Genomic DNA, 13354 nt, shown 5'->3' with positions numbered 1-13354 from the left:
TCCAAGGAATGACACGAATCACTTGTGAAGGCGCCTGGATAGAATTCCCGATAAAGCCTGTCGCTTCGAAGGACGGGACGATCGCGGATATCGGCGGAACGATCGATCCGAATCGCGGCATAGTCAGCGCGCTACAGGATATCACGCTGGACCTGAAGGAAGGAGACCGGCTGGGCATCATTGGGCACAACGGTGCCGGTAAATCCACGATGCTGCGGCTGCTCGCGGGCGTTTATAGCCCGACACAGGGCAGGGTCAGCGCGGTCGGGCGGATATCCACTCTTTTTAATTCCACGCCGGGCCTCAACATGGATGGGTCAGGTCGCGAAAACATCGTTATTTGCGGCCTTCATCTGGGATTGAACCGGCGCGAGATCGCGGCGAAATCGGATGAGATCATCGCGTTCGCCGAACTCGGTCCCTATATCGACCTGCCTGTTCGAACCTATTCCAGCGGCATGTTGATGCGGCTCGGCTTTTCCATCGCGACGGCGGTGGAACCCGAAATCCTTCTATTGGACGAGGGGCTTGCGACGGGCGATGCGGGGTTCACGCAGAAGGCGCAATCGCGAATGAATGAGATGATCGACCGTTCATCCATTCTCGTCGTCGCCTCGCATTCCGAAAGTTTCGTGCAGAAGGTCTGCAATCGCTGCATCGTTCTGGAACACGGCCGCATCCTTGCCGATGGAGCGCCGGATCAGCTTGTCCAAAACTACCGCAGCCAGATCATCGAAGGGGCAAAGCGTGGGGCACCGGACGCCCTTCGCAAGGCCTATATCATGGCGGTGGACATGGCCAGCCGAGGGGAACTTCCCCCCCCGGCACTGGAGGAACAAGGGCTTCGATACGCCCTCACCATTGCTCCGAACAGCATTAAGATGTGGCGTCGCTACGTCGCCCTGTTGCAGGAGCAGAACAAGCCGATATCCTTCGAGGTGAAAATCCGATCCCTCATCGCGGAATATGAGGAAGGGACGGATATGGAGGCGAACCGCGAGGCGCTGCAACGCGGGATTGAATCTCGTGATGGGGAAACGCTCGACGAGGAGCTTGCGAAGAAGGTGGACAACATCCTGTCCAAGGAGAGCATAGCATCGTAAGAGGGATACGGTGTTGCAATACGACCTCGCCGGATGAGGCATGCCGCGCGCGCCGTCCATAAAAGACGAACTGGGGGTGTACCGTGCTTAAAGGTTATCTGGGCCGTTCTCTCGGCAAGTTTAAGCGTATGCTTGCCGAATCCGATGTATCGGCCGGGTGGGGGCAATCCAATAGCCCGAGCGATACGCTGGAGAGTGCCCAAGCCCAGGAGTCCATGCAGCCATCGGATCTCGTCGCGACTTATCGGGCTGAGATTTCCGCCGGCCGTTCGGTCCCATTCTCCGACATTATCGCATTGCATACGCGGATGATGGAGGACGGCGCGGGCGTGCCGCCGGATCTGGAGGCGCATGCGCTCCGACAGATATTCGACGATCCCTCGTTGCGTGCATGGATCACGCCAAACGGCTAGCGAGCCTTCTCGGCCAGATACAGGAGCCCGTGCCGAGCGATCTGGCAGAGTACCTTAAGCTCAATGATCCGGCCTTCGCCGTTTCTGAGGCGAGCAATGCGGCACCTGATTCTGCTGCGGAAACGGCGTTTTCCGAGCCATCGGCGCCGACCGTACCGCCAAGTCAAGCAGATCATTCACATGATATGGCGCACCTTGAAGTCGCCTATGCGGAACAAAGCCGCGTGGCACCCTATTACATCAAGGCGTTGCGGACCATGCCGAAACTCAGCCGGCCACTTGTCTACTCATCGGAGGCCGGCAGTCTCTGGCAGATTCATGCCAATGCCCTTGGAGCCTATTTCCAGCCCGCCAGCCTTCGGTTGGCAGAAGAGGCAGCCGAGGCGATCAGTGCCGGTGACGCGGACGCGCTGGATAATGACGTTCTATTCGCGAGGGCGCTCGTCGCGGAGGCTTATCGGCGCCGCATACCGTTCGACCTGACCGCGCAGGTGTTGCGATGGCTACAGATGCCTGAAAATGGTGGTATCTACCATTCCATGAAGCAGCAATGCTTCCGACGGCTGGTCCATTGGCATGATGTCGGCGCGCTGGTCGCGATGATCAACCGGCGCCGCTTCGGGACCGCGATATTTAGTGAAACGTCACAGAAAATCGACCGTCACGCGTCGGACATGGCTGAGCATGGCACCACGACTTTCGATCCCTTACTGACCGAACGGCAATTGCAGGAAGTCTACGATTATTTCCTTGGCCGCCCTGTCTATAATGGTCATACGGCGGAAAATCGCCTGGACAATATCCAACGTTTCGTCGGCTATGGGGCCGAAGCCTTTTCCTACGGCAGCTATTCCCTGGCCGATTCGATGGCCGCGCCGCATTTGCTCGAGCTCTCGGTTGATCCAACGCTGTTGGAGGTGGGGCGGCGGCATCTCGGTGGGACGCCTCTATTGTCGAAAATCTATGTCCATTGGGATTTCCCGCATACCGACCATCTCGTTCCGGACGGCGTGACTATCGGCGACTATCACCGCGACCTGAACGATTTCGGCATGTTCTGGGTCTATATGTATCTAAGCGATGTGGATATGGAATCGGGACCGCACGCCCTTATCCCAGGATCGCATCGCTTCGATGTCGTCGCCAAGCGGCTCGAGGAGGCTCTTCGAAAGGGGCAGGATTTCCCGCATCTCGACCGCAACCTCACCGTCTTCGACTTTTTCGACGGGTATGGGTATCACATTCCGCAATCGGTGAAGCTGGCGTTGTTCGAGCAGGATCAGAAGTTCTTCACGGGCCCGCCCGGGACGATTCTTGCCTCCAACGGCTTCCAGCTTCATAAAATTCACCAGCCGCAAAGCAAGCGTCGCCTGATCGTGGCCTTGCGTTATCAAGTGAGCATGTCGCCGCGTAGTTCGGCGCTGCGTGAATGCGATAGTGTTCCAGAGCACCTGGTCGCAGGGCGTGTCAATATGGACCTTCCGACGCGACAGGTTCTAGGCACCATCGTGAATTGGAAGGAATCGCCTTATTATCGGGCCAGCGACGGCGCGGCCGGGACAAAGGCCGAAAAGAAGAATGCCGCCACGTCTCGGCGGGCCCTGAAGGGTGGTTTTCTCTTTATCGGGAATGGGCGCACAGGATCGACCTGGGTGACGACCCTACTCAATCAACTGCCGGGCGTCGCGAGTGATTTTGAGTATCGCTGGAGCCTACCCAAGAACGCGACCCCCGACGAAGTGCATCGCATGGTGCCAGATATGTCCGGCACCTTCCTAGCGGATTTCGCAACTTGGTCCGGCACGGCGCGATATGCGGGTTCGAAGTTAATCTTCTCGCTCGAGGAGAACGACCTGGAAGCCGCCATCGAAGGTATCCGCGCGAAATTGGACCGGAAAGTGACACCCGTGCTGCTGACCCGGCCCTATAGCGAGGTCCTGCTGTCCTTTCGGTTCCGGGGACCAACGCATCGACTAGCGAAGGATGGGCGCACGCCGCGCGGCAAGGAGAGCGTGATGCTTCGTCGACTGCGCGAGACTGCTGAGGCGGGGCCGAGCTATCCGACGATCCCCAGGGATGAGTTGATGCGGAATCTCTTCCAGTTGGCGATGAACGACGTGATCGGCTATGCAATCGTTCTCAATCGGCCGGACGGCTATGTGCTGGAATATCGTAATATCGGCGAGCAATTCGAGGATCTCGTGAAAGCGTTGAAGATCGACGTTCCGAACGAGGTTGTCGCGCATGCACCCGATGATCCGGCCGTTCGTAAGCTTCCCGCACTCGATGCGTCGGCCGCGCCAAATTTCAAGGCGGTTCGCCCCTTCGCCGAAACCCTGTTCGCCAATCTCCAGGATTGCATTCGGGAGCGCGCCGAGTGGCGCGACCTGCTCAATCGGCAGATCGAGGCTGCGCGATCAGCGGGGCTGACGGTTTAACCTCGCCGCGCCCCGAAGGGTGGCGTGCCCGACACATCCCTGTTTCGCCGAGATCGCATGATCTCCTGGATCGAACTGATTCCGCCACGGCCCCAAGCGCCCACGCCTTATACCAAATCTTGTTGATCACGACCCATGGGGACGTCCCTCCCGGGCTCTCGGCCAGGAGGGTATGCCGTGGCGATGCGGGGCATCGCGAGGCGCGGGCAACGCCGTCCGAGGGCCCGGGAGGGCGCCCTTCGGGTCGCGTTCGGCTTCCGTCGGAGGGCGTCAGCGCGGCTTGACGATGCCCTGCATCGCCCGCGCCACCCTTCCTGCCCGACCAAAGCCGAACGCGATCCGCATGGGGCGTGATCAACAAGGTTTGGTATTAGTATTCGTCTGATTTAGACTGAATCTTACCCTGCGTGTCTGATGTAGCGAGCACATTCGTCTGGGGGAAGGCGTGGAGGAGAGTTCCGCCGCGCCGCCATGTTTCCTCGACGGTTCGGGTTTCAGCCTTGCGGACGAGGGTCTTGAGCTTGGCGGACATCATCTCGACCGGATTGAGGTCGGGACTATAGGGCGGCAGGAAGAGGAGATGAGCGCCGGCGTCTCGGACCGCCTGCCGGGCGTCACAAACTCCGGCCGGCCCGCCACCGACACATCGTAACGCCGGGCACCCTCGCGGCACGTCCCGCCCGTCGGCCAAGCCGGCCACGATGCGCTCTCGAAGGCCACGGGAAAGGGGGCGCGTCATGCAGGCCAGCCTCCTTGCTCCAGCACTCAGCATGAATCACAATTCGCCGCCAAAGGGAAACCCTAACGATTCCGAATAAAACAGACAGACACTAGAATACGATATCGTATTCCCCGAGCGTCTTGAGCGACAGCGTGACCAGGACACCGTCAAGCGTCTGGTTGCGGCCATTGACCACCGTGTAGGCACGGCTGAACGTACCCCTGACATAAAGGCACTCATTCACCCAACCGAAAGACGCGGCATAAGAACGTGTCGTGTCCGCGGTGATATCGTGGTTGATACTGGCGGAATAGAGCCAGTTCCCGGCAGAGCCTGAAAATCCGAGGCTGTAGAACTCGGAATCCGGCGTCGTGGTTCCGAAGGCCGCATTGTCGACGAAAGTGTAGTTGCCGTTCGTCCGCAGATAGGAAGGGCCGACCGACCAATTGACGGTTTGGCGCCTTGCTTCCTGGAAGCCGAGATCATCGGTTCGGAAACTATAGCTGATGCTTCCGTAATCGGCATGTTCCATGCCAATCGACCCGACCCAATCGTTCTTATACCAACCAATATTCGTGCGCCGGTCCAAATCCTCGTTGTCGTTGGAGGCGAGCGTCCGCGCGAGCGTCGCGTTGAACAGGTAATCTCCCCAGTTCAAATCGTACCGAAGGGCGGCGGCGAGGCGACTACCGCTGTCGATCGCGTCGTTCCCCTTGAGCCGGTCATGGCTAAGCACATTGATCTCGTCGAGTTCGAAGCGCGTCGTATCCTCGAAGGTAATGGAGTCCGGCGGATCGACATTCGGCGCCAGCGTGCCGAAGAGAATGGGGGTAACCGTCTGGGTCGTCGACTCGCTATACCGAACGAAGGGATAGGAAAGCTGGCTGGAGGCCTTGGGAACGACCGTTCCCTCGAACTCATAGGCCTTGTCCTCGCCGGGCGCGCGGTTCACGTCCCGCTCGATCACATAGCCATTGGCATGGACCGTCGCTTGACCGTCCCATTTGAAGCCGAGCGGCGATGTCTTGCTGAAGCCATAGCCCGGGTTCAACGACAGCCGATGCAGGTCGTCATCGTTCTCGACCGCGAGGAACCGGGCATCCGCGTCGAACTGCCACCGGCCGCCGAAGCTGTCCGCTTCACCACGGCCGCTATAGGAGGCGCGGGGCACGACATCCTGCTCCCGGAAGTTCGGTCCGGGATCGGTGCGCAGCGACTGAATCGAGAGCATCTCGACATTCGCGTAATTGCGCCGGCGAAAGCCTTCGAGACGCGCGGTGCTGACCGCCTGTGTTCCCGGCAGGTCGAACAGGGGGTAGGCGCGGCCATAGGATTCGTCCGTCAAACGATTGACGTTGAGGCCGGCGCGCCATGTCTCGTTGATGTGATATTCGCCCTCCGCCCGGATATGGCCGCGGATCGTCCTGCCATCCAGCTTTTCCTCGCCGGCTATGCCCTCGTCGCCGTTGACGTCGAGAACGGGACCAAGCTCGCCAATCGAGAAGTCAGTGTTCAGATAACCCCGATTGAAACGCTGGCGATATTTCGCGGCCGCGATGACATCCCCGTTGGAACCGATAATCGGTTCTACCGTCAGGTCCTTGTCCTCGGACATGGCCCAGAAATAGCGGGGCTGGACGAAACGATCGAGACCCGTCGTCGAACCGAAGGAGGGAATCAGGAAACCCGACTTCCGCTCGACCCTCGAATCGTAGTGCTGAAAGTAAGGGGCATAGAGAACCGGCAAGCCCGCGAATTCGAGCCAGGCATCCTCGTATTGGAGCAGATACTCTTCCTCGTTATGGGTGATGCGGCGGGCCTTCAACTGCCAGAGCGGATCGCTCGACGGATCCTCGCGGCATATGTCGCAGGGAGAATAGACGGCCTTCGCCATCTCCGTCCTGTTGCCGTCCGACCGACGCGCGGCATTTGCGGCGATGCGCGCATCCTGCGCCAACAGGATGCGGATATTCTCGATCACACCGTTCTTGAAGCCGTCGGAGGTGACCTCCAGATAGGTGGAGAAGACGACGGTGCCGTCGGGCTGCAGCATGACCACGTCGCCGGAGGCGGTAAGCGTATCGGCTTCCCGGTTATAGCTGACCGTGTCGGCCGTCAGGACATAGTCACCTTGCGCGATCTCCACATTGCCGCGTAGGACGGTGACGCCGATATCGCCGTGGTTGATGATTTCGTCCGCGCGGAACAGCGTTTCCTCGGACTGGGAGAGGCTGACCGGATCGCTCTGCTGCGCCCATGCCGCACCCGTATCTCCCGCAAGGCCGGGAGGAAGCGGGGAGGGAAGGAGAGCGGCACCGAATACGGCGATACCGAGGGCGGCCATGCGGAAACGCCTGCCGGCGCGCATATGCGCGATTCCCGAAGACCCCCGATCCACTGCGAAACTCCCCATCGAATCAATCGCGACTCGCGAGTCGCCAAGCGATCCCTAACGAAAACATGGATAGCCCTTTCAATCACTTAAGTAAAGCGTCCCCGAGTCGCGAATTTTACCGAATCAGTGCTTGCCCCGAAGCTCTCCGGCAGGTCGCGTGATAGGTCCATGACTGCCCCGTCTTTCCACGTAGCGCCAAGGGGACGCTATGTGCCACCCGGGAATTGACGCCCCGGAACCACCCTTCTATGTTCCGCCCGTCCTTGGTCGGGACGGGGCGGCACGACCCCATCCCGGCCACCGGGGGCCCGTAGCTCAGCTGGAAGAGCAACTGACTTTTAATCAGTAGGTCACAGGTTCGAACCCTGTCGGGCTCACCATTTTTCCGCCACCATCCTCGCCCCCCGCCTATAGTGGAACCGCGAGGGATACCTTCGTCCGGTCCATGACGACCTGGGTGTTGAAGCGGCTGACATTGCTTTCGGCGAAGAAGTGGCGGCGGGTGAAGGCTTCGTAATCCGCCATGTCGCGCGTGGTCAGGATCAGCACGAAATCCGCGTCGCCGGTGACATAATAACATTGCATCACTTCCGGCGCCGCGCGCATGCGCTGCTTGAAGGCGTCGAGCGCCTCCGGCCGTTCCGTCTCCAACGTCACGGCGACGATTAGCGTCAAGCCACGATCCACCGCGCGCGGCGACAGAACGGCGACTTCGCGTTCGATCACGCCGCGCTCGCGCAGGCGCTTCAGGCGTTTCTGACAAGCGGCGGGGGAAAGCCCCACCTCCCGCGACAACGTCTCGGCCGTCACGCGGCTGTTCAGTTGCATCCGGGACAGGATCGCGCGGTCGAAGTCATCCATATCCTCGGTCCTTTCGATCCGCTTCGTTAGGCTGCTCCGAAAATCGGAACATTCCGATCCATGATAGATGATTTTCAGACGACACGATGCGTTAGTCTCCGCCCTCCAAGCCGCTCTAGGCGCGCATGCGACATGGAGGAAAACCGTGCCCCCATCCAGACGGCCGATCATTCGGGCCCATCTCAACCGGCCCGCCGCATCGGGCCCCGATTCCTGTCCGGAAGCGGTTTTCGACGTCCTCTCGGAAGAGCAAGCCGAAGCGGCATGGGCCGAGATCACCACCTGGCCCGGCTATGCGCCGACGCCGCTGCGTGCCTTGGATGCGCTCGCCGACCGGCTTGGCATCGCGGCGTTGCATTACAAGGACGAGGGGGAGCGTTTCGGCCTCGGCAGTTTCAAGGCGCTGGGTGGGTCCTATGCCGTGCTTCGTCACGCCGCCGACTGGCTGGCGGAATGGCGCCCGGGGGAGTCACCGTCCCTGGCATCGATCCGCGAGGGCGCGCACGCGGAGGCCTTGGCGGGCCTGACCGTCGTGACCGCGACCGACGGCAACCACGGACGATCCGTCGCCTGGGGCGCGCGGATGGCCGGGTGCCGGTGCCGTATCTACATCCACGCCGGGGTCAGCGAGGGGCGGCGGGAGGCGATGGCCGCCCTTGACGCGGAGGTCGTGCGAATCGACGGGGATTATGACGACTCGGTGCATCTTTGCGCCCGGGAGGCGATCGCGAACGGCTGGACCATCATCTCCGACACCAGTTTCGATGGCTATATGGAAATCCCGCGCACCGTGATGGCGGGCTATACGGTCATGGCGTCCGAAATTCTCGACCAACTCGACCGGACCGGGAAAGCCCCGCCGAGCCATGTCTTCGTTCAGGCCGGGGTAGGGGGCTTGGCCGCCGCGGTTTGCGCGCGCTTCTGGCAACGTCTCGGGCCGAAGCGCCCGCGCTTCGTCGTGATCGAGCCGGAGCAGGCAGCCTGCTGCTTCGAAAGCGCGCTGGGTGACCGGCCCGCCACGGTGACGATTGAAACGGAGACCGTGATGGCCGGCCTGTCCTGCGGGGAGGTCTCGCTGCTCGCCTGGGAGGTGCTGGCACGCGGCGTCTCGGATTTCCTGACCATAGGAGACGAGCGTGTCGGGCCCGTCATGCGTCTCCTCGCCGCCGGGGAGGCGGGGGGCGGGCCGATCACGGCGGGGGAGTCCGCCGTGCCGGGGTTGATCGGGTTGATCGGGGCGGCAGCCGACGAGACCCTAGCTCGCGCGCTCGGGCTCGCCGCGGAGTCGCGTGTGCTGGTGCTGGGCTGCGAGGGCGCGACCGATCCGGCCATCTATCGCGCCATGATGGTGCCGGGGCCGGATGACCCGCCCGCGCTGCCGGCGGCCAGCGGTGTTCGGCATGATGACTGAGCCCCCGCGCGGCTTCCCGACGGAGGAGTTCGCCGGCCGCCTCGCGCGGGCGCGGGTTCTGATGGCCGCCGCCGGCCTCGACGGTTTGCTGCTGACGACGGAGCCGGAGTTTCGCTATTTCAGCGGTTTCCTAACCCAGTTCTGGCAAAGCCCGACACGCCCCTGGTTCCTGCTGCTGCCCGCCGACGAAGGCGCGCCCGTCGCCATCATCCCCTCGATCGGCGAGGACGCGATGCGGCGCGGTTGGATCGAGGATATCCGATGCTGGTCTTCCCCCAATCCGGCTGACGAGGGACTATCCCTCCTCGCCGATGCGATTCGGGACCGTATGGGACCGGTGGCCCGCATCGGCCTGCCCAGCGGACCGGAGACGCATCTGCGCCTGCCGCTCGATGATCTCGACCGGTTGAAGCGCGCGCTACCGGGCGTCTCATGGACCGGCGATGCCGACATCATCCGCCAGCTTCGCATGGTGAAGTCGGAAGCGGAGATCGCCAAGACAGCTCATATCTGCGACCTCGTCTCCGACGTTTTCGAGCGCCTGCCAACCCTGATCCGGCCGGGGATGAGCGAGCGGGAGATATTCCGCCGCTTCAAGATCGCCTGCCTGCGGGCCGGTGCGGACGACGTGCCCTATCTGGTCGGCGGATCGGGGATCGGTGGGGTGGGGGACATCATCTCTCCGCCGGGGGAACGCCGGGTCGGCGCGGGCGATGTGCTGATGCTCGACACGGGCGCGGTATTCGATGGCTATTATTGCGACTTCGATCGAAACTATTCATTCGGCTCCCCCGACGATGCGGTCCGGAACGCCTACCGCATCGCCCATGACGCGACGGCCGCCGGGTTCGATGCCGCCCGCCCCGGCGCCCAGGCCCGGGATGTGTTTCACGCCATGAACAGCTTGATTTCCAAGGCGCTCGGCGACGAGGATGGGGCAGGGGGCGGCGTCGGGCGGATGGGACACGGTCTTGGCATGCAGCTCACGGAATGGCCATCGAACGCCGCCTGGGACGAAACGGAAATCGCTCCAGGCATGATCCTGACATTGGAACCGGGGCTGACCATCGCACCGGGCCGCGTCATGGTTCATGAGGAGAACATCGTGATCCGCGCGGATGGCCCACGATACCTGACCCGCCGTGCCCCGCCCGAAATTCCGGTGGTCGCCGCGTAAGCGCCTTCTCTTTAACGGACGGGGATCGTGGCCTAGAATCGCCGCCCGATCCGGCGTGCCGCGGCGCGGGGCGAGATGAGGGGACAAAACCGCCCCGGTTCGCTTGGAAGCGCATGGGGAAGGTCATGGGAGGTCATGGAGAATGGCACCATTGGCTGATGGTGAGCGGAACCTCGACCGGCTGATCGCGAACATGCGGCCGGTCCTGGATCCGGCCGACTATCGCTTCGTCCTGTTGCAGGACGTGTGTAAGGCGTCCACGCTCTGGGAACATGCCTTGATGCTGTTCCGGGAGTCGGAGGGAATCACCCTTATCCTCCCGAGCGAGATGGGGGATATGCCGGGCGCCGCGGAATTACCCCGCTTCCGGCGAATAACCCTCACCATCCATTCCAGCCTGGAGGCCGTGGGGCTGACGGCCGCGATCTCAACGGCGCTGACCCGCGCCGGCATCAGCGCGAACGTGGTGGCCGCTTTCCATCACGATCATGTTTTCGTGCCGGCCGAGGACGCCGAGGCCGCGCTCGCGATCCTGCAACGGTTGAGCGCCGAGGCGGCCGGTTGACGATCCGCGCCGCGGACACGACCTAACGCATGACCATCCCGAAACGAAGGAGAGCGTCATGTCCGAGCACGCCTACAAGGTCGTCGAACTCGTCGGTTCCTCCCCGGAATCGATCGAGGGCGCGATCGACAACGCGATCGCGCGGGCCTCCAAATCGCTCAAGAACCTCCGCTGGTTCGAGGTTCAGGAGACCCGAGGCCATATCGAGGACGGCCGCGTCGGCCATTATCAAGTGACGCTGAAGGTTGGCTTCACGCTCGAGGAATAGGGCGGCCGATCGAGGCTATCCCAGGGAAGCGGCAAGTCGGGTCGCTGCCTCCGGATCGTCGAGCCAGACGAGGACACGCATCCCTTCCGCCTCCAAATAGGCCTCGAAGGCTCCCTCGCGGCCATCCTCCCGAAGCAGGAGGTAAAGCCGGCCCACGGCGTTGACGCAGAGCGCGGGACGTAACCCGTGCGCCGGTAAACGGCCGTTGAGCGAGGGCGTGGCATAGAACCCCCACGCCTTGCGCGCCACGTCATATTCGCCACCGGCCGGCGTGGTGAAGGTCACCTGTTCATCCGGGGAGAGCGCGATCGCCGCGCAGTCGGCGATGGTGATCCCGCCTTCGCGGCCGACCGTGAAGCGGCGGGGCGGGTTCTTCCGGTCGATCTCCATGGGGCTGTCTCCGCTCCGGTCGCGCGGTTCAAGGGGGCGTGGCGTCGGTGTCGGCATGGTCTCGGGCCGCGCCGAAATAGGGCCCGGAGAGCAGCGCCCCGCGCATGCGGGTGAGAAGGCGCGCAGCCTCGCCCTCCACGATCCCCTCGACGATCACGCCGACGCGGTGCTTGAGACATCGGTTCGCCATGGCGTTGAGCGACGGGACGCTGTGCCTCAATGTCTCCACGTCCGCGCCATAGCTGGGATCGAGCAGGATATAGTCGACCGGCAATTGGTCGAGGCGGCTTTCGGTGACGGCGCCGATCTCATTGCCATGAAGGGCCACCTGGAAGCCCGCCCGGCGCAGCGTCTCCAGCGCCCCCACGCGCTCGATCTCCACCTCCGCCAAGCCGGAGAGTCGCAGGATCAGCTTGCGGCGCCCCATCTTGCGGGAATAATCCAGCAGCATCCCGATCAGATCCCTGTCCAGCATGGACCGGATCGCGACGTCCAACGCGATGGTCAGTCCTTCCAGCGCCGGGTCGGTCAGTAGCTTTCGGCAAGCGGCATGGTCGACCGCGCGGCGTAGATCCTGGTCCTCGGCGGTGAGCCGTAGGATCTCGGCGGCGCCCAGCTCGTCCTCCGCCAGGACGACGCGTGGCTCCGCGTGTAGATGGGCTTGCTCCAAATCCTCCGCATGCACCACCCGGCGATAGGCGCAGACGATCGTGTCGCCCTCCAGGGCCTGCCGCAGGGTTTCCAAGCGCGAGCGGCTGCGCTCGATATAGGCGGCCTGACTCGCATCCAGCGTATCGAAGATGATCGCGTCGAGGCCCGCTTCCTCGAATTCCCCGACCGCATGGTCCAGGGCGCTGTCGATTTCCGCCTCGTCCAACCCGTCATGGCTGAGCGCGACGGTCGAGGAGCGCACTGACAAGGCATCGCCGCGTGGGTCGAGATCGCGCGCTTCGCCTTCGATCGCGCCATGCAGGCCGTCCAGATCGGCTCCTTGCTCATGCACCAAGCCGTATCGGCCGGGACGGACGCGTCCGACCGTGTCATCCACGCTGTGACGGCGCAGATGGTCCTCCACCCGGTCCGTGAAGGCGCGCATGGCGTCCTCATCAACCGCCTTGGCGGCATTCAGACGAGAGACATCGCCAAGGTCGACGAAGGTCATGCCGAGATCGCGCCGGGACGCCTCCGCCGCGCGCAATGTGTTCGAAACCGCCTTCACGAAACCCGCGCGGGAGTTTCTCGCCCCGGGCCCGTGCGCCAGTTTCGGGTTCGGTTGCAGTACCAACCGATAGAAGTCGTTGAAGCTCTGCGGCCCGCCGGTGACGTCGAACCCCCGGATCGTGCCCGTCTCCTTGTTCCGCACCCAGAGAACGGTTCGTTTCAGGGTCTCCCGCATGATGGCGGAGCAGAGGATGTCGCTCAGCGCGAAATGCGATTCCTCCGCCAGGAAGCCCGCGAGGTTCCGGCCCGTGGTCGAGTCGGCACCGAGCCCCAGCCATTCGGCGCAGGCGCCCCGTGCCCTGCCGATCTCGCCTCCCTCGTCGATATAGAGCTGGAAGGTCCGGTCGGCCTCGTCCTCGTCGTTCGTCGCGTCACTCGACGACATCCGTTC

11 protein-coding genes, 1 tRNA gene and 1 pseudogene are annotated in these 13354 nt (G+C 62.8%); 8 read left to right on the top strand and 5 right to left on the bottom strand.

The genetic code is table 11. From position 1 onward, the window contains the following. Nucleotides 1–8 precede the first annotated feature (8 nt). The 3 genes from KAJ83_RS01215 (at nt 9) to KAJ83_RS01205 (ending at nt 3954) form a co-directional block, all read left to right on the top strand. Nucleotides 9–1103, top strand: a complete 1095-nt coding sequence (locus KAJ83_RS01215) for an ABC transporter ATP-binding protein (protein ID WP_210680190.1) — start codon at nt 9–11, stop codon at nt 1101–1103. An 83-nt stretch (nt 1104–1186) separates the two neighbouring features. After that, nucleotides 1187–1516, top strand: a complete 330-nt coding sequence (locus tag KAJ83_RS01210) for a hypothetical protein (RefSeq protein ID WP_210680189.1) — start codon at nt 1187–1189, stop codon at nt 1514–1516. A gap of 29 nt (nt 1517–1545) precedes the next feature. Further along, the gene (locus tag KAJ83_RS01205; RefSeq protein ID WP_210680188.1) at nt 1546–3954 is read left to right on the top strand and encodes a phytanoyl-CoA dioxygenase family protein; all 2409 of its coding nucleotides are present in this window, start codon (nt 1546–1548) and stop codon (nt 3952–3954) included. Nucleotides 3955–4324: 370 nt separating this feature from the next. Here the strand turns inward: KAJ83_RS01205 and KAJ83_RS19720 are convergent. Together KAJ83_RS19720 and KAJ83_RS01195 are read right to left on the bottom strand one after the other, a co-directional pair. Further along, nucleotides 4325–4564: pseudogene (locus tag KAJ83_RS19720) on the bottom strand (transposase); the annotation flags it as partial. A 220-nt stretch (nt 4565–4784) separates the two neighbouring features. Continuing rightward, complete coding sequence (locus tag KAJ83_RS01195; RefSeq protein ID WP_210680186.1) at nt 4785–7019, bottom strand: LPS-assembly protein LptD; 2235 nt, start codon at nt 7017–7019, stop codon at nt 4785–4787. Nucleotides 7020–7374: 355 nt separating this feature from the next. Between KAJ83_RS01195 and KAJ83_RS01190 the strand changes: the two genes are divergently transcribed. After that, nucleotides 7375–7450: transfer RNA gene (locus tag KAJ83_RS01190), tRNA-Lys, on the top strand. A gap of 28 nt (nt 7451–7478) precedes the next feature. Here KAJ83_RS01190 and KAJ83_RS01185 read toward each other — a convergent pair. Further along, on the bottom strand, nt 7479–7931 hold the full coding sequence (locus KAJ83_RS01185; protein WP_210680185.1) for an Lrp/AsnC family transcriptional regulator: 453 nt from the start codon (nt 7929–7931) through the stop codon (nt 7479–7481). 145 nt (nt 7932–8076) lie between these two features. Here KAJ83_RS01185 and KAJ83_RS01180 point away from each other — a divergent pair, with 145 nt between their 5' ends. From KAJ83_RS01180 to KAJ83_RS01165, 4 genes are all read left to right on the top strand, one after another. Beyond that, entirely contained in the window at nt 8077–9342 is a 1266-nt protein-coding gene (locus tag KAJ83_RS01180; RefSeq protein WP_210680184.1) for a diaminopropionate ammonia-lyase, read from the top strand. Further along, entirely contained in the window at nt 9332–10519 is a 1188-nt protein-coding gene (locus KAJ83_RS01175) for a M24 family metallopeptidase (RefSeq protein WP_210680183.1), read from the top strand. Before KAJ83_RS01180 ends, KAJ83_RS01175 begins: the two co-directional genes overlap by 11 nt. 142 nt (nt 10520–10661) lie before the next feature. Next, on the top strand, nt 10662–11084 hold the full coding sequence (locus tag KAJ83_RS01170) for an ACT domain-containing protein (protein WP_210680182.1): 423 nt from the start codon (nt 10662–10664) through the stop codon (nt 11082–11084). A gap of 58 nt (nt 11085–11142) precedes the next feature. Continuing rightward, a complete protein-coding gene (locus tag KAJ83_RS01165; protein ID WP_210680181.1) occupies nt 11143–11352 on the top strand; it encodes a dodecin in 210 nt (69 codons plus the stop codon). Between the two features lie 15 nt (nt 11353–11367). Here KAJ83_RS01165 and KAJ83_RS01160 read toward each other — a convergent pair whose 3' ends face one another. Beyond that, the gene (locus KAJ83_RS01160; RefSeq protein ID WP_210680180.1) at nt 11368–11742 is read right to left on the bottom strand and encodes a hypothetical protein; all 375 of its coding nucleotides are present in this window, start codon (nt 11740–11742) and stop codon (nt 11368–11370) included. 28 nt (nt 11743–11770) lie between these two features. Continuing rightward, entirely contained in the window at nt 11771–13348 is a 1578-nt protein-coding gene (locus KAJ83_RS01155; RefSeq protein ID WP_210680179.1) for an EAL domain-containing protein, read from the bottom strand. Between the last annotated feature and the right edge of the window lie 6 nt (nt 13349–13354).

Source organism: Marivibrio halodurans, from assembly GCF_017963645.1.
Classification (GTDB): domain Bacteria; phylum Pseudomonadota; class Alphaproteobacteria; order UBA8366; family Aestuariispiraceae; genus Marivibrio; species Marivibrio halodurans.
This window is presented reverse-complemented; position numbering and strand designations above follow the sequence as displayed.

Bases quoted from the DNA above. Each gene is read 5' to 3' on its own strand.
- KAJ83_RS01195 (WP_210680186.1), bottom strand. From the start codon at position 7,019: ATGGCCGCCCTCGGTATCGCCGTATTCGGTGCCGCTCTCCTTCCCTCC.
- KAJ83_RS01155 (WP_210680179.1), bottom strand. From the start codon at position 13,348: ATGTCGTCGAGTGACGCGACGAACGACGAGGACGAGGCCGACCGGACC.
- KAJ83_RS01185 (WP_210680185.1), bottom strand. From the start codon at position 7,931: ATGGATGACTTCGACCGCGCGATCCTGTCCCGGATGCAACTGAACAGC.
- KAJ83_RS01165 (WP_210680181.1), top strand. From the start codon at position 11,143: ATGTCCGAGCACGCCTACAAGGTCGTCGAACTCGTCGGTTCCTCCCCG.
- KAJ83_RS01170 (WP_210680182.1), top strand. From the start codon at position 10,662: ATGGCACCATTGGCTGATGGTGAGCGGAACCTCGACCGGCTGATCGCG.
- KAJ83_RS01175 (WP_210680183.1), top strand. From the start codon at position 9,332: ATGATGACTGAGCCCCCGCGCGGCTTCCCGACGGAGGAGTTCGCCGGC.
- KAJ83_RS01160 (WP_210680180.1), bottom strand. From the start codon at position 11,742: ATGGAGATCGACCGGAAGAACCCGCCCCGCCGCTTCACGGTCGGCCGC.
- KAJ83_RS01215 (WP_210680190.1), top strand. From the start codon at position 9: ATGACACGAATCACTTGTGAAGGCGCCTGGATAGAATTCCCGATAAAG.